This window comes from Kitasatospora hibisci (assembly GCF_043950205.1).
GTDB classification, from domain to species: domain Bacteria; phylum Actinomycetota; class Actinomycetes; order Streptomycetales; family Streptomycetaceae; genus Kitasatospora; species Kitasatospora hibisci.
The window spans coordinates 75336-93829 of record NZ_CP171642.1 but is presented as its reverse complement, the minus strand read 5'-3'; the positions used below and the strand labels follow the sequence as shown (position 1 = coordinate 93829).

Genomic DNA, 18494 nt, shown 5'->3' with positions numbered 1-18494 from the left:
GCGTGCCCGCCCGCGTGGTTCGCGCGGTGGCGGGCGTCCGCACTCGGTCGGCCTCCCCCGAGCGTCGTGCAGCGGCCCGGCCTACCGTGGAAGAGGGGCCGCAGGGCGCTCACCAGGCGAAGGTCCCCACGACGGCCCGATCGCCCCCCGGCTCCACCGGGGCCGGGGCGCGCCCGTGGAACGGGGGGCTCCCGTGCATGAACCCGTGATCGCCACAGCGCTGCTGATCGCCCTGACCGGTTTCTGTACGGTCCACTGCGTCCTCGTCGTCGTGGGACGCGGCTGCCCCGACCGTCGGCTGGAACCGGCCGAGATCGTCATGGGTCTCGCCATGGTCGGGATGATGGCACCGGCGTTCGACCCCCTGTCCCCCGTCCTGTGGGCGGCCCTGCTCACCGCTTCGGTGGTCTGGCCGACACTGCTCCTGGCGGGGCGGCTGGGCCGCCACCCCCGTACCGCATTCGAGGGCACCTGGAGCCACTACCCCCACCACGTCCTCAGTGCGGCTGTGATGGCCGCGCTGGTGCTGTGCGTGGCACCGGCGCACCAGCACGCCGGTGGCGGTGCCGCCCACGGGGGCGTCGTTTCGACCGTGCCGGAGTGGGCGCTACTCGCCCTGGCCGCGTACTTCCTGGGCTACGCCGTCCGGGGCGTCGGCTCGCTGCTGCCGCGCCCGGCCGCCGGCGCCCGGCTCACCCGCGCCGGCGGACCGGCCGTCCTGACCTCGTCCGGGCTGGTCTCCGCGCGGCGCACGGTGATGGCGATGGGCATGTTCTACATGCTGCTCGCCATGGGCTGACGAGCCGTCGCCCCCTCCCGCCGGACGAGTGGCAGGACGACCGGCAGGACGACCGGCAGAGAATCTGCAGGGCGAGGGACCGAGGACCGGCGGGGCAGACGCCGCGCAGAGCCCGCACGGACGCCGCAGGGAGGCCGGTCCAGCCCGATCGGAATCGTCGACCGTCCATCAGTTGTCGCGCACCGTGGTCCTGGTCACTCCCCGTTGCCGCGGCCGCGGCAACGGGGAGTGACCGCCAGCGCCCCCGCCCGGGCTCCCCGCGCGTCGTACGGCGCCCCGACCTACCTTGGAGAACGGGGGTAAGGCCACCAGAACGGGGGTTCCCGTGCAAGAGCCCGTGATCGACACCGCCCGGCCCGCCGCAGAGACCGGCCGGCGCGCGCGGCCCGCAGAGCCGGGCGCCCTGTGGGTCGCCCCGATCACCGCGGCCCGGCCGATGGGGCGGCCGGGCCGTCCGTCGACCGGGTTACACGCCGTCGCGCCGCACGGCGAGGAAGCTCGCGGTCTGACCGGCGGGCGCGCCCCCGTGGGGCTCCGCCCGCAGCACCGTCCCGGCGAGGATCTTCCGCTGGTCGACCCCGGTCTCCCAGTGGCGCAGGACGATGCCGTCGTACTCGTAGTGGAAATCCGCGATGGGCGGCCGGCCCCGGCCGCTCAGGGTGAAAGAGACGCGGGACGAGGCCGATGCCCGTCCGGTCATATCCATGACGATCAACGGTTGCTCTCCCGGATCCGAGAGGATCAGCTCACCGTTGACGGAGCCGTCCGGTGCGGCCACCAGCTTCAGCTCCGCTTGTGCGAACCGCAGCTTGTTGAAGTCGTCGACGGGATCCGGAAGCTCCAGAAAGCTCCGGTACGTGTAGGTCCCGCTCAACTCCGTGACGTTCATGTCGTCCCTCCTGGACAAGGTGAGGCACATCGAGCACCTCGCTCCAGGTTCCCGTGACCGCCACGCTCCGCCAGCGCTGCGCGTCCGGATAGCGCGTGTGGTTCACCCTCCCAAAGGTTTGCAGACGAAAGGCATGTGCGGTGGCCGTCGCCGCCGGTACGAATCCGGGGCGCCCGACGAGGGCGTCCCGCCCAACCACAGGAGTGACATGTCGAACGGTACGTTCGTGCGACGAGACGCGAGCAAGATGGACGACTGGGACCCGGCGCTGTACTGGTACGCCCGGGCCGTGGGACGGCTGCAGCAGCGGCCCCTCACCGACCCAACCAGCTGGGTGTTCCAGGGGTGCATCCACGGCGTCCCTCCCACCGTCACGGAGGAGAATGAGGCCTTCACCCAGTGTCCGCACGGCGGCTGGTTCTTCCTGCCGTGGCACCGGGGCTACCTCTGGTACTTCGAGCGGATCATCCGTGCGGCCATCAAGGAGATCGCCGCCGAGGAGAACCTCACCCCCGACCCCTCCGCGACCTGGGCGCTGCCCTACTGGAACTACGCCCTGGACGCACCCACCAAGACCCCGCCCACGACCTTCACCTCGCGCGCGCTCCCGGCTGCCTTCCGCAGCCCGAAGATGCCGGACCGCCCGGGCGGCACCAACCTCACGGTCGACAACCCGCTCTTCCTCCGGGACGACTTCGATCCGGCGTCGGAGGCCGACTTCTGGGAAACCCCGCACCGCGCCAAGAAGAAGAACTCCGCCCACCAGATCCTCCAATACCCGGACATCAATCCCTTCAGAGCGATGAGCGAGACGATCTTCGCCGCCACGAAGAGCCAGGGGCAGTCGATCCAGCCGACCTTCGGCAGCGAGATCACCTACACCGACATGATCCACTTCCAGCTCGCCTTCGGCGACCTGGAGGACGTCCCGCACAACCAGGTGCACGGCGGTGTGGGCGGCTGGATGGGCCGGGTGGAGGGATCCCCCCGTGATCCGATCTTCTGGCTGCACCACGCCAACCTCGACCGGCTCTGGACGGGCTGGCTGGACAAGGGCAACCACAACCCGGACCACGCGTCCTGGCTGGACCACGAGTTCATCTTCTTCGACGAGACCAGGCAGCAGAAGCGGCCCTCCACCGAGGCGGTCCTGAAGGATGCGCAGGACTACACGTACGAGTCGCTGACCGACGGGGCGGGCACCCGCCCGGCGCTCGTACCGCCGGCCCAGGCCCCGCAGACAGGCGAACGGGTCCTGGCGACCACCGCCGTCGGCAACCCCAGGCAGCTGCTCGACGCCCAGGCTGCGACGACGGTGTCCCTGGAGCCGAGCGGCGTCCAGGGGGCCATGCGCTCGCTCGCCGCCAGCGACGAGCCGCAGACCAACCTCATCCTCACCGTGCACAACGTGCACTCCGAGCTGCCGCCCGGGACACCGTTCCACGTCTTCCTCAACGGTCCCAGCGGCGACCTCGACCCGGAAGGCCCCTACTTCGTCGGCTGGATCTCCTTCTTCGGGATGGCCGGCGCCAACGGGCACGACGCGAGCTACGACGTCACCGATCAGGTCCAACGGCTGACGGAACAGGGACTGCTACCGGACGGTCCGCTGACCGTCTCGATCGTGCCGTCCATCCCGCAGCCGGAAACACGTGCCCCGAAGCCCAGCTTCGAGAGCGTCAGCCTCACCAGTATCTGACCCGAATCCGCAGGTAGTGGCCGACGGCCTGTCAGTTGATCTCTTTGGCTGGTCGTCGGCTGGAGTGTGGGGTATGTGGGTAGGCCAATGGCCCGGCTGGCGCGTCGGGTGGGCGGCTTTCCAAGGCGGTGGCGGGTGGTTCTGGACCGGTCGGGGCGGTCGGTCAGGCGGACTGGAGGCGGCGGTGGGCTCGGATGCGGGCCAGTGTCTGGCCGATCAGGCTGGCCGCTGCGGCGGTGAACCGGAGCCGACGGCGGCGACCGGTGCTGGTCAACCGGGCGGCGCGGGCGATGAGCAGGCGACGGACGGTGGCGATGCGACGGCGTGCGGTGCCGATGGGTGCGAGCATCTGCAGCCAGGCGGAGAGGTTGTAGGCCAGCAGCGCGCCCCACATCCACATGGCGTTGACGGCGTGGGACGCGGAGGGCAGGTGGTTCAGGCCGGCGCCGTGGGCGGTGTCGCGGAACAGTTCCTCGACCTCGGTGCGGCGACGGAACTCCCACTCCGCGAGCGCGATCTCCTCGTCCAGGTCCAGCACCTCGTTGGTCGTGAAGAACGAGTAGGCGAACGCCTGATCGGCGATGCCGTCCAGCACCAGGGCGAGCTGGTCCCTGCCGACGGTCCGCGAGCGACGCGAGCGCGCGTCGGCCGAGAGGTCGGCCGCGTCGTAGCGGACTCGTCGGGCGATCACCCGGGTGCCTTCCGGCCAGCCGGCCGGTGCGTGGTCCAGCAGGGCGGCCTGCGCGTCGGGATAGTCGAGGGCGTCGATCCAGTCGTCCTCGTGCACGCGGGCGACCGCTCGCCACAGCGCCGTGCTGCGTGGGACGCCGAGCCGGAACAACGCGCCACGGGCCACGATCTTCTCGGCGACCCTGCCCGCGAAGTAGCCGGTGTCCCCCTGGAACAGGACCTGTCCTGTGGCGTTGGCCGCGCGGACGGCGTCCACGGCCCGGTCGATCTGGCCGAGGGCGTGGGTGCGGCCGTCGGAGCGGCCGTCCAGCAGGTCCGCGACCAGTACCACGCCGGCCTGGGCCCAGTGCGCGGCGTGCACCCGTGCGGAGATCTCGCCCTTGTAGGAGCGGACCACCTGTTCCTTGCGGGTGGAGAACACCTCGACGTCCTTCGCGTCCAGGTCGACGGTCACCCGCCCGGACAGGATCCGGGCCCGCTCGGTGACCGGCAGCGCTGCCAGCGCCCGCCCGGTCAGCTTCGCGCACGCGGTCTCCACGCCCTCCCGCTGCGGCTGCCCGAACCGGGCCGCGAGCGTGGCGGCTGTGGTAGCAGCCGGGACCGGTGCGGGCAGCAGCCCTTCGCCGACCGCATCCGCGCGCAGACGGTCGAAGCCGACCAGGTGGTCCTCTCCGGTCAGCTGCACCACCGCGCAGGCCAGCGCGAACTCGCCCCCGGACAGGCCCCGGTCGCGCTCCTTGACCGGGTCGATCCCCGCGTCCAGCGCGGCGGTGACCCCCAGCACCCGGTCCAGCTCGGCAACCAGCAGCAGGCCGCCGTTCTCGGTCAGCGACCCGTCCACCCCGCCCACCTGGGCGTTCAGACGGGTCCAGCGACCACCGGGAGTACGGGAGGCGGTACGGCGACGCGATATCGTCTTCACCAGACAGGTGCACTTTCACGTTCGAGTCGATTAGGCGTAGGAACCTCAATCTTCTCAAACCGAAAGCGCACCTGTCGTCGTATCAGCTACCAGCCTCCGCCACTACCTGCGGATTCGGGTCTGACCCACATCGCTGTCGTGCCACTCGGGTTGCTCGCCCGCGCGATCTGCGCGGTCAGAGAAGGGACTTGCTCACCGGAGCGGGGACGGAGCGACAACTGACACCTCGACAACTGCACGGTCTTCGATCAGCTCCGAGCATGCCCGCTTGCCAGACGGGCACACCGGGAGCTCCAAGATCCCCGACAGGGTCTGTACGGTGACCGGTGTATCTCCCGATCAAGGAAGAGCACCTGATGAGCGACGTGATCGCCTCGGTTGAGGCGGTTGAAGAGGTCCGGCCGGTCGAGCTGTCGGCGGACCTGCTGGACGAGCAGTTGATCGGGCAGCTGGTCGACCGGGCCCGCGCGAGCGGGCTCCAGTTGACCGGCGAGGGCGGGCTGCTGCAGCAGCTGACCAAGCGGGTGCTGGAGTCCGCCCTGGAAGGCGAGATCACCGACCACCTCGGCTATGAGAAGCACGACCGGGCCGGTGCGGGCAGCGGCAACAGCCGCAACGGTGTGCGGGCGAAGACCGTGTTGACGGACGTCGGACCGGTCGAGATCGAGGTGCCCCGAGATCGCGAGGGCAGCTTCGAGCCGCAGATCGTCAAGAAGCGCCAGCGGCGGTTGACCGGCGTCGACGAGATGGTGCTTTCCCTGTCCGCCCGGGGCCTGACACACGGTGACATCTCCGCGCACCTGGCCGAGGTCTACGGGGCGAGCGTGTCCAAGTCGACCATCTCCACCATCACCGACAAGGTCATGGACGGGATGGCCGAATGGCAGAACCGCCCGCTCGACGCGATCTACCCGGTGATCTTCATCGACTGCATCCACGTGAAGGTCCGCGACGGGCAGGTCGCCAACCGGCCGATCTACACCGCGCCGACCGCCGACGCCGCCGAGGAACGCTTCCTGGAGTTCCAGGAGGAATGGGGCGCCAAGTATCCGGCGATCGTTCGGCTCTGGTCGAACGCCTGGGCCGAGTTCGTGCCGTTCCTCCAGTTCGACGCCGAGATCCGCCGGGTCGTCTGCACGACCAACGCGATCGAGAGCGTGAACGCCCGCATACGCAAGGCCGTCCGCGCCCGGGGGCACTTCCCGAACGAGGCCGCCGCGCTCAAGTGCGTCTACATGGCCGTCATGAGCCTGGACCCCACCGGCCAGGGACGCAAACGCTGGACCATGCGCTGGAAGCCCGCGCTCCAGGCCTTCGACATCGCCTTCGACGGCCGACTCTCCATCGGCCGCCGCTAACTCACACAACACGAGATACACCAGTCGCTGGACACACCCCGTCCCGGTCTACCACCCCAACCCCGGCGACCCCTGCTACAGCGCGGCCAAGGGCAAGGACTCCCAGTGCGACCAGCAGCCCGGCTGGCGCTTCAACCTCGACTTCGTCGTCGACCCGCACGGCAACCTGCAGCGCTACGACTGGGCCAACGAGACCAATCGCTACGCCGCGGGCCGTGGCCAGGCGATGGCCACCGGTGGCACCGGAACCCTCACTGCCTACACCCGCGGTGGCTACCTCACCCGGGTCTCCTACGGCTACCAGCTCGCCGACGCGCTTGCCGGCCGCGAACCGGGCGCCCGCGTGAACTTCGACGTCGCCGAACGCTGCGTCGTCTCCGATACCGTCTGCCGGCCGGAGAACCTCTCCTCCACGACAGCGAGCAGCTGGCCTGACGTTCCCTACGACCTGGCGTGCCAGGACGGCTGGACCACCAGCGGCACCGGGTCCAACGTCTGTCAGGTCCCCGCGCCCACCTTCTGGTCCACCAAGCGCCTGCGCGGCATCAACACCGAACTGCGCACCCAGGGCGGCTGGCAAGGCGTGGACCGCTACGACCTCAAGCACCTGTTCTCGGACGCTGGCGGTACCTATGACCCGGTGACCGGCAAAACCCCGGACAAGCAGGTCGTCGGTTCCCTGCAATCGGTGATGTGGCTGTCCGAGATCCGCCACACCGCCCTCGACACCTCCGCGGGCGGCTCCGGCCCGATCAGCCTGGACCCGGTGACGTTCGCCGGCGCCGAGGTCGACAACCGCGTCGACGGCTCCACCCCGGCGGCGCCACCGCTGTTCCGGCCCCGCATCATCGGGGTCAACACCGAATCCGGGACGTCAATCGCCGTCACCTACCGCGACCCCGAGTGCTCCCGCACCAAGAGCCGGATGCCCGCCTCGCCGGACGGTAACACTATGGCCTGCTACCCGGTCTACTGGAGTCCGCCGGGCTCGGCCACACCGATCGCCGACTGGTTCCACAAGACCCTGGTCGCCAAGGTCACCGTCACCGACACCACCAAGGCCAACTCCCCGGCCCGCGAAACCACCTACACCTATGGTGGAGGCGCAGCCTGGCACCGCGACGATTCCGACCTGACGGACGACCAGTACCGGACCTGGAACGGCTTCCGCGGGTACCGCACCGTCACTACCCGCACCGGAGCCGGGCCCGACCCGATCAGCCAGACCGCCGTTACCTTCTTCCAAGGCATGGACGGCGACTACAAGGCCGACGGCACCCGTCGGACGAGCAAGCCCAAGAACTCCCTCGGTGAGGAGACGACAGACAGCCCCTGGCTCGCCGGGAGCGCCCAGGAGAGCGACGGCTACGCTCAGGCCGACGGCGCCATCCTGAGCAAGCAGTTCAACGACGCACCCGCCGTCACCGTGACTGCGGCCAAGCCGCGCACGGCCTGGAGCTCCAAGCAGGGGGCCACGCTCTCGACACTGCCGCCGCTGGAAGCACGCCGCTCCACCGCGACCGGCACCCGCTCCACTGCACTGCTCTCCGACCAGGCAACCTGGCGAACCTCGCGCACCACCACCACCTTCGACGCCCTGGGGCGCACCGACAAGGTGGAGACCCAGCCCGACACGGCAACCTCGGCCGACCGGACCTGCACCACCACCAGCTACGCGGCACCCCCGGCGAGCAATCCGATGATGCTCGCCTATCCGAGCCGGACCCTGGTCGTGGCCGGCCCCTGCGGGACCGCGCCGTCCGCAACGACCACGATCACCGACCACCGGATGGTCTACGACGGCAACGCAGACGCGGCCAACCCCGGTAGCGTCGGCAGCATCGGCCAGAACGGTTCGACGGTCGGCTACGTGACCGCGACCCAGACCCTCAGCTCCTACGACGCGCAGGGCAACCCCTCCTATCAGACTCTCATCGCCCAGGCCTACGACGGCTACGGTCGGGTCATTCGCACCGTCGACAGTGCCGGCGCCGTCAACGTCATCGCCTACACTCCGGCCACCGCAACCCTGCCCACGGAGATCGCCACCACCAGCCCGCTGGGCTGGAACGCCAAGAGCGCTGTCTCCCCGGCACGAGGCCTGGTCACTCGGGCAACCGACGCCAACGGCAGGGTCACGGACTCGACGTACGACGCGCTCGGCCGCCGTACCGCCGTGTGGCTGCCCGGCAACAGCCGGGATGCCGGTAAGCCGGCGGACCGCAAGTTCAGCTACGAACTGCATGGCGTCGACCCGGCCCCGTCCACGCGCGCCAATCCACCGAGCGTCACCGCACTGACGCAGCTGGAGAACGGCACCTTCTCCACCTCGGTCACCATCTACGACGGCTTCCTGCAGCCCCGCCAGACTCAGTCGACGCCCGCCAACGGCGACGCCGGCCGGGTCCTGACCCACACCCGCTACGACAGCCACGGCCAAGTCACGAAGTCCACCGCGGCCTGGTACGACGGAACGAACGGCGGACCCGGCGCCACCCTGTTCGAGGAAATCGACGACACCGTCCCGTCGCAGACCCGGTTCCTGTACGACGGCACCGGCCGGCAGACCGCCGCCAAGCTGTACGCCAAGGCGACCGAGCTGTGGCAGACCACAACCGCCTACCCCGGCCCCGACCGTACCGACACCACCCCGCCCACCGGAGGCACCCCGAGCACCGTCTACACCGACGCCCTCGGCCGCACCACCGCCTCGGTCCTGCACGGCGGGGCCACCACTGGAGACGTCACCACCCGCTACACCTACGACCCACGCGGCCAGCTCGCCAGCATTGCAGACAACGCCGGCAACACCTGGACGTACAGCTATGACGTCCAAGGCAACCGCATCTCGCAGACCGACCCGGACGCCGGCACCTCCGCCACGGCCTACGACGCCCTCGGGCGTGTGACCAGCACGACCGACAGCCGCGGCAAGACCCTCTCCTACACCTACGACATCCTCGGACGCGTCACCGCCCGCTACGAGGGAAGCGACGCCAGCGACCAGTCCAAACTGCTCGCCTCCTACACCTACGACACCCTCGCCAAGGGCCTGCCGACCTCGGCCACCCGCTACGTCGGCGGCGCCACCGGCAGCAAGTACGTGCAGAAGGTCGACGGCTACACCACCCGCTACCAGCCCACCTCCACCACAACGACCATCCCCACCGCCGAGGGCAGGCTCGCCGGCGACTACACCCTGACGGCCCACTACACCAACAACATCGGCCTGCCCGCCGGCTACACCTATAAGGCAGACGGCGGCCTGCCAGCCGAGAAGCTTGGCTACGGCCTCGACCTCATGGGCGAAGTCATCTCCTCGGGAACGGACACCGCCCAACTCCTGGCCGTTGCCAACTACAACCAGCTCGGCCAGCTCCTGCTCTCCCAGTACGGCACCCGCGGCGAGCTACTGCGCACCGCCCGCACGTACGACGACACCACCGGCCGACTGACGACCAGCAGCGTCAAGTTCCAGCAAACCGACGCTAACCCCCTGTCGTCCACGAGCTACGGGTACGACCAGAGCGGCAACCTCACCAGCGTCTCGGAGCTGCAGTCCTCGGGCGGCACGGACCAGGCCATCGACACCCAGTGCTTCCGCTACGACGGACTGAACCGCCTCGTGGAGGCCTGGACCGACACCCGAGGCGTCAGCGCACCAGCCGCAGGCCAGGTCTCGCACTGCAACAACAACAGTGTCGGCCTCAACTCACTGGGCGGACCCGCACCCTACTGGCAGACCTTCCAGTACAACCTGCTCGGCGACCGCACCCAGCAGGTCCGCCACGACACTATCGGAGACACCTCCCGCGACATCACCCAGACCAGCAGCTACCCCGGCGACGGCCGCACCCCGACCCCCAAGCCCAACGCGCTCACCAGTGTGACCTCGCGCACGGGCGTGCCGACCAGCTCTCTGGCCTCAGCCATGGCCGGTGCAGGCAACGTCCAGCTCTGCCTGGATGTCGCCAGCGCACGGGCCGCCGACGGCACCCCCGTCGGAACATGGGATTGCAACGGCACCGGCGCCCAGAGATGGACACGCCCCGGTGACGGAACCCTGCGCGCACTGGGCAAGTGCGCCCAACCCGTCGGGGGACAGGCCGGCGTCGGTACCAAGGTCGAGCTGGCCACCTGCAACGGAAGCGACAGCCAGAAGTGGCAGGATGGCGCCAACGGCGCACTCGTCCACGCCACTCCACCCTCTGTCTCGAAATCCCCGGATGGAACCAAGCGCCCGGCGCTCAGGTCGGCCTCTGGTACTGCACCAACAACGCCAACCAGCAGTGGCCCGCCACCGCCAACCCGCCGACCGGCCCCAGCTACACCACATCCCTGACCCCGCAGTACGACACGCAAGGCAACACCACCTCCCGCACCACAACCAGCACCACCACCCTGCCGTCCGCCGTAGCAACCGGCACCACCGCGCTCTGCCTGGACGCGGACGGCGCGCACAACGCCAACGGCACCGCTGTACAGAGCTGGACCTGTAACGGCACCGGAGCACAGAACTGGACCATCGGTACCGACGGCACCCTGCGCGTCCTCGGCGCGTGCGTCCCGGAAGATTTCAAGTCCAGTGAGACGGTCGTGATGCTATGAGGTTTGTGGTGCGGGTTGGCTGCGCTTGGCGGGGTCGTTGATCCATGCCGTCTTCGGGATCTCGGGTGGTCTGGGGCGGCGGCCGAAGCGTTCGGGGTGGCGCGCGTAGGCCTCGGAGAGGGTGATGGCCCGCTGGTCGCGGATCTCCTCGGCGGTGCCGAAGTGGACGCTGGCGGGTGTGTGAAGTCCGATGCCCGAGTGCCGGTGTTCGTGGTTGTAGTACGCGATGAAGGCGTCGAACCATTCGCGGGCGTGGGCGAGGGAGTCGAATCGCTCGGGGTAGTCGGACATGTACTTGGTGGTCTTGAACTGGGCCTCGCTGTAGGGGTTGTCGTTGGAGACCTTGGGGCGCGAGTGGCTCCTGGTGACGCCGAGGTCGATCAGCAGCTGGGAGACTTTCTTGGAGGTCATCGAGGTGCCCCGGTCGGCGTGCACGGTCTCGGGGACGATGCCGTTGCGTGCGATGGTCTCGCGGATCAGCTCCTCGGCTCGTTCGGCTGATTCGGCCGCCTCGACGGTGTGGCCGACGATGTAGCGGCTGAAGATGTCGATGATGACGTAGGCGTGGTACCAGATGCCCTTGCGGGGGCCGGCCGCTTTGGTGATGTCCCAGGTGAAGACCTGGGAGGGGCCGTCGGCGACCAGTTCGGGCACCGTCTTGGCCGGGTGGGTGGCCTGGCGGCGGCGCTCACCGGACTGGCCGCGCTCGCGCAGGATCCGGTACATCGTGGAGACCGAGCAGTGGTAGCGCCCGGTGTCCAGTTCGCGGGCCCAGATCTGCGCGGGTGGCAGTTCGGCGTACTCGGGGCTGTTCATCAACTTCAGGACCGCGTCACGCTCTTCGGCCGTCAGGGCGGAGGGTTGGACCTGCGGGGACCTGGGCTTGCGCGGGGGTGGCGGTTTCAGTCTGCGGTAGTGGGTGGCCCGGGAGCGGCCGGTCAGCCGGCACGCGGCCGTGGTGCCCAACTGGTGTTCGATGGCGGTGAACGCCTCGTCCACGACGGGGTCGGCGGCGTGCGTCAGTCCGCGCTCTCGGAGATCATTTCCAAGAGCGCCGACGCTTTTCCCAGGACCTCCAGCGCGGCCTTGTTCCGGGCGAGCTCCCTCTCCAGCCGTTCCACCTGGCGGCGCAGCTTCTCGTTCTCCGCCTCGGTGGCGGACTTCTTCGGGCGGGCCGGGCTCGTGCGGCGGTCGACCAGGTTCTCCAGGGCCCCGGCGTCGCGCGCGGCCCGCCACTCGGTGACGTGGGAGTGGTAGAGGCGCTCGCGGCGCAGGACCGCGCCCTTCTCGCCCTCGGGCGCGGCGTCGTACTCGGCGACGATCCGCAGCTTGTACTCGGGCGTGAAGGTGCGGCGCTTCGGCCGGGGAGCCGGGTCGGACGCGGACGGCTTGGTGCTGGTCATCAGGGGTGGAACTCCTACTCGGGCCCTCTCAGGCTAACCCGACAAAGCGGGACGTCTCACCCAAGGCTGACAGAGAGGGTCCGCCCAATAGGGGGCAACGCGAGCTCCAGCGCACGGCTCGAACTCTGGGCCTGCGACGCCGCCGATGCAAGCCAACAGTGGCGCACCGACGGCAACGGCGCCCTGGTCAACAAGTCATCAGGCCTGTGCATGGACCTACCGTGGGCCAGCACGACCCCGGGCACCCGCATTGCCATATGGACCTGCAACCAGGGTCCCAACCAGAAGTGGGTTCCCGCCAGCTCCAAGCCCATCGCCGGGACGACGCAGGCCTTCACCTACGACGCCGAGGGCCGCACCGAGACCGTCACCACCCCGGACGGCACCGCCACCGCAACCTCCAAGTACCTGTACGACACCGACGGCGGCCTGCTCATCCAGCGCGGCCCCGACGGCACCGTCCTCTACCTGTTCGGTGGCTCCGAACAACTCACCATGTCCGCCGACGGCACCACGGTCAGCGGAAAGCGCTACTACTACCACCCTGACGGCACCGCCGTCGTCCGATCCAGCAGCGGAGCCCTCAACTACGAGCTCAACAACCCACAGAACACCTCCGCCCTCCAGGTCGACGCCGCCACGAAGGCCATCACCCGACGCGCCTTCGACCCCTACGGCAACCCACGCGGCGCCATTCCCACCTCATGGGCCGACAACCGCGGCTACCTCGGAAAGCCGGTCGATACAGCCAGCGGCCTCAACCTGCTGGGCGCCCGCAACTACGACCCCACACTCGGACGGTTCCTCACCGTCGACCCGGTTCTTGAGGCCGGCGACCCCAACCAGATGAGCGGCTACACCTACGCCGCCAACAACCCCGTATCCAAGAGCGACCCCACCGGACTGGCCGTTCCGGGTTGCAACAAGCCCAGCGCATTCGCCTGCGATGCACCCCCGGCACCGAAGTGCAAGGGTTCACGCACGGACTGCGTGAACGCCGCAGTCTCAGGCATCGTCATCGGTTCCGTCGCTCTCGCCTTCACCGGCTGCGAGTTCTACAGCGGCTTCACAATGACCCCCGAGTGCGTGGTCGGGCTAGAAGCCGCCGGTGTGGCGGTCTGCGGAATGCTCGGCGGCGACTGCCCAGGCAGCGAACATGTCGCTCCGGGCCGCCGCGCTCCAGCTGAGGACGGCGGTGCCCCCGGAATCCGGCTGGAGAAGGAAGCAGCCGCAGCACGCGCACAGAAGCAGGCAGCCGCCCGCCGCGCCGAGCAGGAAGCCGCAGCCAAGGCAGCAGCCGCAGAAGTCCATCCCTCCCAACCCGGAGGCGTCCCCACAACCGACAAACAGCACAGCCCCAAGCCTTCCAAGGGAAGCCCCGGCGCGCCAGCCACGCCGAAGGCCAAGGCGACGGCCCCTCATGAGCCGGTCGGCTCTGCCTGCAGCTTCACGCCCGACACCCAGGTCCTAATGGCCGACGGCTCGACCAAGCCCATCGGAGACATCAAGGCTGGTGACAGGGTTGAAGCAGCAGATCAAGTGACAGCCGCGGACCAGGGCGGCCAGGTTGTTACCGCGACGTGGGTACACGACGACGAAGACCTCGTCGATCTCGACATCACCATCGACGGTTCGACAAGCACCATCGCGACGACAGCCAACCACCCGTTCTGGGATGAGACGGACCACACATGGGTCCCAGCCGGGATGCTCACGGCCGGACATACGCTCTCAACCAACTCGGCTAGATTGGCAGTCGTTGCCGCCGTACGGCATACAGCCGGCCGAGCGCAGATGCACAACCTCACCGTCAACCAGCTCCACACGTACTATGTGCTGGCTGGCAACACGCCGGTACTGGTGCATAACACGTGTGGCGAACCTAGTCTGGTTAAGACTCAGGCCCTTACCCCTAAAGAGTTGGCGAGGCCTGGCTTCAGGTATCAGGTGCATGTCACGGGGCAAGATTATGAGCAGGTCTGGGAGCATGCCGGCAGGACAATCAAGGTCGACGGTGGGCCGACCAGCGATGGATTCATAGTCGAGGCAAAGTGGACGGGCAATGACCGCCAGTGGGGGAGCTCTCCGTATAATCCGTCAAACTATTTCAATGAAAGTAGCGTCGTGGATCAGGCTCGGAAACTTCTTGGGCTGAACTCCGCCCTAGGCGGAAGCGGCGTCCGGTACGCGATCTCAAATCGAGAGGGTGCAGCATTCTTTGGTGCAGTATTCCGAGAATGGTTCCCCGAGGAAATAGCTAACGGCACTCTTTCCGTGTGGCATGTGCCGGGAAATGGAATGTGATGACAGTCGATGCCGTAGTTGATGTTGTCAAACAGGTTGCAGGATCTGGCACTTCACTCTCGGCCGAGTCGCTTGCGGCCGTGTTCGAGCGGTCGGGCTGGAATCCGTCCGGTTCGACCACCCTGCCCTTCCCACGAAGGTGGCGCCATGGAACGCTGCAGGCTTCGATCCTTTCTGAAGGCGACGAGGATCTTCTGGAATTCGTCTTCCATATGATTCCGCCAGATTGGAGCGTCCAGGAGTATGCGGACGCCATCGATGGGGAATACTCTGCCGAAGTCCAGCGGCTTCACGGAGTTAGCGCTGAACTGCTAGAGTCCCTAACCGGAGAGTTCGATGTCGAGCCGTATCCTGAGGTCAAGGAGGACGCGGTTGACTTCATCGAGAGCGCCTGTTGGAAAATCGAGCGGTCGTACCTTTCTGTGGGCGTTGCCCATGCCGACGAAGATATGCCGATTCTGCTGCTCGCTAGATTGAGGCAAGGGTAGCGCTCAACTTGCTGTGAATATGGTCAAGGCCCCGCCAAAACAGACGTTTTGGCGGGGCCTTGACCATCTTGACGGCAACGCCGACGGCAACGTCAGCGGACGGGTTCTGCACGTGGCGGGCCGTCAGCGCTCTCGGCGGATCGGAGGGCGTTGCCGAGAGTGTCGATGGCTTGGCGCTGGAGGCGGAGCCGGACGTGGGCGTAGACCGTGGCGGTGACGCCAATGTGGGCGTGGCCGAGCAGCTCCTTGATCACGACGAGCTCGACGCCCTGTTCGAGGAGCAGGGTCGCGGCGGTGTGTCGGAGGTCGTGAAACTGGATGCGGCGGAGCCTGGCTGCCCGGCACAGCGCGGTGAAGTGCCGGGTCACGGTGGACGGGTCAGTGGGTGAGCCGTCGGGCGCGGTGAAGACGAAGCCGCTGTTCTTCCAAGCGTCACCAGCCCCCAAGCGCTCTCGGTCCTGTCGTTCGCGGTGGTGCTTGAGCGAGTGGGCGCACTCGGTGGGGAGGGCAATGCGGCGCTCGGAGCTGACCGTCTTGGTGGGCAGGGTTGTCAGGCCGGCAGTGGGGGTGCGCTGGAGTGTGCGGCGGATGCTGGCGGTGCCGGTGTCCAGATCGAGGTCTTCCCAGCGCAGGCCGAGGAGTTCGCCCTTCCGTAGGCCGGTGCGGAGTGCGAGGTCGAAGAGGGCCTGCAGCCGGTGGCCTTCCATTGACGCGAGGAAGCGGCGGGCTTCGGCGACGGTGAGTGGTTCGAAGCGTCGGGGGCGAGGCGTGCTGTTCTTGACGTTCCGGGCGACGTTGCGTGGGAGTTCGTCCTCGCGGACGGCGTGCTCCAGAGCGGACTTGAGGACCGAGTGCACGTAGGTGACGGTGAGCGGGGACAGGCGCTTGCCGCAGCACTGGCCGACCGCGCAGCAGCGCTGCTGCTTGTCGAGGCCGCGGGCGCAGCACCGGCAGGTGGTGCGGAGCCGGTCAAGCCAGGTGCGGATGTCCTTGGCGGTGAGGTGGGCGATCTTCTTTCGGCCGAGGCCGGGTATGACGTAGAGGCGGGCGCAGGTGCGGTAGCGGCTGTGGGTGTTCTCTCGGAGGCGGTGGACGGCGACGCTGTCCAGCCAGTACGTGAGGTAGGCGGCCACGGTGCTGTCGGCGGCGGCGACGGGTCGGCCCTGGTTGCTGGCGGCGATGCGTTCGGTGAGTTTGACGGCGGCTTCCTTGCGGGTGGTGCCGTAGACGCGGACGCGCTTGCGGGTGCCGTCGGTGGCAAGGACGTAGCCGGCGGCTTCCCAGCGGCCGTCCTTGCGCTGGTAGATGGTGCCTTCGCCGTTGGCGCGGCTCTTGCGAGGTGTGGTCATCAGGCTGCTTCCTCTTCGAGTCGGGTGCGGATGAGTTCGGTGAGCGCGTGGGCGGGGATGCGTCGGGCTCGGCCGAGGGTGAGGGAGGGGAGCTGGTGGGTGCGGAGCAGGTCGTAGACGGCGGTACGGCCGAGTTGGAGGCGTTCCATGACCTGGGGAACGGTGAGGAGTTCGGTGGGGGTGGTCACGCGGCTGCTCCCGTGCGGACAGCCCTCACTGGGTGACCGACCGGCTGACCGGCGCAGTGACCGGGTTGTTGCGGCCGCCGGATCCGGTTTGGGCTCTTGCGATGTGGCGGCCGCCTCTCGGCGAGGAGTTCGGAGAGATGGGCGAGTTCGGGCAACAGGCCGGTGCCGGCGTACTGCCAGTGGGAGATCACCAACGTCGAGCCCGAGTCCCCGCGCTGACCGGTGCTGTCGCGGTGACCGGCGGAGTGACCGGGGTGCTGACCGTGACCGGATCGGTGGCCGGTGGTCAGACCGGTGGAGTGACCGGGCCGGTCACCGACCGGACGGCCGTCGGTCACCTGACCGGGCTGCGGCTCGGCCGACGCCGAGGCCGTGGTTGGGGCGTCGGACCAACTGGTTCGCCAGGCGGTGCGTTCGGCGCGAAGGTGGGCGAGGGTGGTGGAGTACTGGCGGGTGCGGGTGGAGAAGTGGCCTCGAAAGCCGAGCATGTGGGCCCACTGCCGCAGGCGAAGGTGGGCGTGCTGGGGACGGGTGCCGAGATGCCAGGCGGCGTGGATCATGCGGCGGGCGTGGTCGGTGATGTCGTACTGCGCGAGCTCGGCGAGGAGGCGGAGGCGGCGGTCGAGGGTGCCGGTGGTGGTCTCGGCGCCCTTGGTGGCGTACTTGGCGATGTAGGCGGCGACGTGCCGCTCGGCGACCGGGCCGCCTTCGGTGAAGTCCGTGCCGCGGATCGGCCGGACGTCGATCTGCCGACCGAACCGAAACACCGACCGCCCACCTCGACCGGCATCCTGGGCCCCAGGCGCGTTTTCGGCGGGCTGATTCGGCTGGCCCCCGTTCGCGACGCGGGCGCGTGCGGCGGCGGTGCGGACGGCGTGGTTGAGGAGCTCGGTGGTGGCCCAGGTGGGCGGGGTGCTGGTGGGGCCGGTGGGTCCGTCGAGGCGGATGACGGCGTGGAAGTGGACCTGGCCGCGCTTTTGGTACTCGGCGACCTTGGCGTAGGACAGGGTGGCGTGGTGGCGCAGGGTGCGCTGGGTGAGTCCGGCGGCTTTGGCGATCTCGCGGCGTAGGTGGGTGGTGAAGCGGGCCCATAGGGAGGGGGCGTGCGCGTTCCACAGCACCGCGCCGGTGTAGTCGTAGCGGTCGGGGTTGAGCGGCGTGCCGAGCAGCGGGTCGTCGTCGGGGTGGTTGTGGCCGCAGTGGCAGCGGCCGGTGTCGGGCTGGTTGTGGACGGGGCCGAAGCCGGGCGCGGTGAGGGTGGCGAACACGCGCGGGTGGGCTGCGACGATGGTGGGGACGGTCTTGCCGCCGCGCAGTCCGGCTGCGATGAGCTGGTAGGTGTCGTAGCGGTAGACGGTTGAGCAGGCCGGGCAGCGGGTCGCACGGCGGTTGCCGCAGCGGACCAGCAGCTCGCCTGCCGGGAGGTGCCGGGCGTCGAGGTGGTCGAGGACCTGGCCCGTCGTGGTGTCGATGCGGGTGCGGTGCCCGACGAGGCGGATCGGGCGGGCGCAGCCGCCGAGCCCGCCGACCTGGCGGGCCAGGGGTGAGAGGTAGCCGGCGGCGGCGAGCTTCGCCAGCCGGGCGGTCAGCCGCGCCCGGCGTTCCAGCACCGAATCCCTGCTCGCGGACGCGCCGGGCGTGACAGCGTGCGTCGGCGTGGTGGACGCCCGGTTCGCGAGGGTGAACGTGGTTGCGGGAGAGGGGAATTGGAGCTGCGTGGGCATGCGGGACAGGCCTCCGGCAGAAGCGGTGAGGAGATGAGGGGTGGCGGCGGGGCGGCGGGCCGAAGTGATCGGC

At 68.9% G+C, this 18494-nt stretch carries 13 protein-coding genes and 1 pseudogene; 7 read left to right on the top strand and 7 right to left on the bottom strand.

Annotated features, from left to right (window positions below):
• Positions 1–205: 205 nt before the first annotated feature.
• Positions 206–799 carry a DUF5134 domain-containing protein gene (locus ACF9IK_RS00380; RefSeq protein WP_395292223.1) on the top strand — a complete coding sequence of 198 codons (594 nt, stop codon included), beginning with the start codon at positions 206–208 and terminating at the stop codon, positions 797–799.
• Positions 800–1265: 466 nt separating this feature from the next.
• On the opposite strand, the gene ACF9IK_RS00375 is transcribed toward ACF9IK_RS00380, so the two are convergent.
• A complete protein-coding gene (locus ACF9IK_RS00375) occupies positions 1266–1688 on the bottom strand; it encodes a hypothetical protein (RefSeq protein ID WP_395292222.1) in 423 nt (140 codons plus the stop codon).
• A 208-nt stretch (positions 1689–1896) separates the two neighbouring features.
• Here ACF9IK_RS00375 and ACF9IK_RS00370 point away from each other — a divergent pair, with 208 nt between their 5' ends.
• Complete coding sequence (locus ACF9IK_RS00370; protein ID WP_395292221.1) at positions 1897–3387, top strand: tyrosinase family protein; 1491 nt, start codon at positions 1897–1899, stop codon at positions 3385–3387.
• Between the two features lie 163 nt (positions 3388–3550).
• Here ACF9IK_RS00370 and ACF9IK_RS00365 read toward each other — a convergent pair whose 3' ends face one another.
• Entirely contained in the window at positions 3551–4999 is a 1449-nt protein-coding gene (locus ACF9IK_RS00365; RefSeq protein ID WP_395292220.1) for an IS1380 family transposase, read from the bottom strand.
• A gap of 365 nt (positions 5000–5364) precedes the next feature.
• Here ACF9IK_RS00365 and ACF9IK_RS00360 point away from each other — a divergent pair, with 365 nt between their 5' ends.
• From ACF9IK_RS00360 to ACF9IK_RS00350, 3 genes and pseudogenes are all read left to right on the top strand, one after another.
• Positions 5365–6357, top strand: a complete 993-nt coding sequence (locus ACF9IK_RS00360) for an IS256 family transposase (protein ID WP_428846379.1) — start codon at positions 5365–5367, stop codon at positions 6355–6357.
• A 226-nt stretch (positions 6358–6583) separates the two neighbouring features.
• Positions 6584–10549 (top strand): annotated as a pseudogene (locus ACF9IK_RS00355) (ricin-type beta-trefoil lectin domain protein); the annotation flags it as partial.
• Positions 10438–10965, top strand: a complete 528-nt coding sequence (locus ACF9IK_RS00350) for a ricin-type beta-trefoil lectin domain protein (RefSeq protein WP_395292218.1) — start codon at positions 10438–10440, stop codon at positions 10963–10965. The pseudogene ACF9IK_RS00355 and the gene ACF9IK_RS00350, both read left to right, overlap by 112 nt.
• On the opposite strand, the gene ACF9IK_RS00345 is transcribed toward ACF9IK_RS00350, so the two are convergent.
• On the bottom strand, positions 10960–11964 hold the full coding sequence (locus ACF9IK_RS00345; protein ID WP_395292217.1) for an IS3 family transposase: 1005 nt from the start codon (positions 11962–11964) through the stop codon (positions 10960–10962). The genes ACF9IK_RS00350 and ACF9IK_RS00345 overlap by 6 nt on opposite strands.
• 20 nt (positions 11965–11984) lie before the next feature.
• Positions 11985–12368 (bottom strand): transposase, encoded by a 384-nt coding sequence (locus ACF9IK_RS00340; RefSeq protein ID WP_395295430.1) that lies wholly within the window; start codon positions 12366–12368, stop codon positions 11985–11987.
• A 66-nt stretch (positions 12369–12434) separates the two neighbouring features.
• Here ACF9IK_RS00340 and ACF9IK_RS00335 point away from each other — a divergent pair, with 66 nt between their 5' ends.
• Together ACF9IK_RS00335 and ACF9IK_RS00330 are read left to right on the top strand one after the other, a co-directional pair.
• Positions 12435–14672, top strand: a complete 2238-nt coding sequence (locus ACF9IK_RS00335; RefSeq protein ID WP_395298426.1) for a polymorphic toxin-type HINT domain-containing protein — start codon at positions 12435–12437, stop codon at positions 14670–14672.
• Positions 14672–15160: a hypothetical protein gene (locus ACF9IK_RS00330; RefSeq protein WP_395292216.1), complete on the top strand. Its 489-nt coding sequence runs from the start codon at positions 14672–14674 to the stop codon at positions 15158–15160. Before ACF9IK_RS00335 ends, ACF9IK_RS00330 begins: the two co-directional genes overlap by 1 nt.
• A gap of 92 nt (positions 15161–15252) precedes the next feature.
• On the opposite strand, the gene ACF9IK_RS00325 is transcribed toward ACF9IK_RS00330, so the two are convergent.
• Genes ACF9IK_RS00325 through ACF9IK_RS00315 form a run of 3 tightly spaced genes read right to left on the bottom strand, consistent with a single transcriptional unit; the run spans position 15253 to position 18421 of the window.
• Positions 15253–16509 carry a tyrosine-type recombinase/integrase gene (locus ACF9IK_RS00325; protein WP_395292215.1) on the bottom strand — a complete coding sequence of 419 codons (1257 nt, stop codon included), beginning with the start codon at positions 16507–16509 and terminating at the stop codon, positions 15253–15255.
• Positions 16509–16697 (bottom strand): helix-turn-helix domain-containing protein, encoded by a 189-nt coding sequence (locus ACF9IK_RS00320; RefSeq protein WP_395292214.1) that lies wholly within the window; start codon positions 16695–16697, stop codon positions 16509–16511. Before ACF9IK_RS00320 ends, ACF9IK_RS00325 begins: the two co-directional genes overlap by 1 nt.
• Positions 16694–18421 (bottom strand): replication initiator, encoded by a 1728-nt coding sequence (locus tag ACF9IK_RS00315; RefSeq protein ID WP_395292213.1) that lies wholly within the window; start codon positions 18419–18421, stop codon positions 16694–16696. The genes ACF9IK_RS00320 and ACF9IK_RS00315 overlap by 4 nt, the downstream gene beginning before the upstream one ends.
• Positions 18422–18494: the final 73 nt, after the last annotated feature.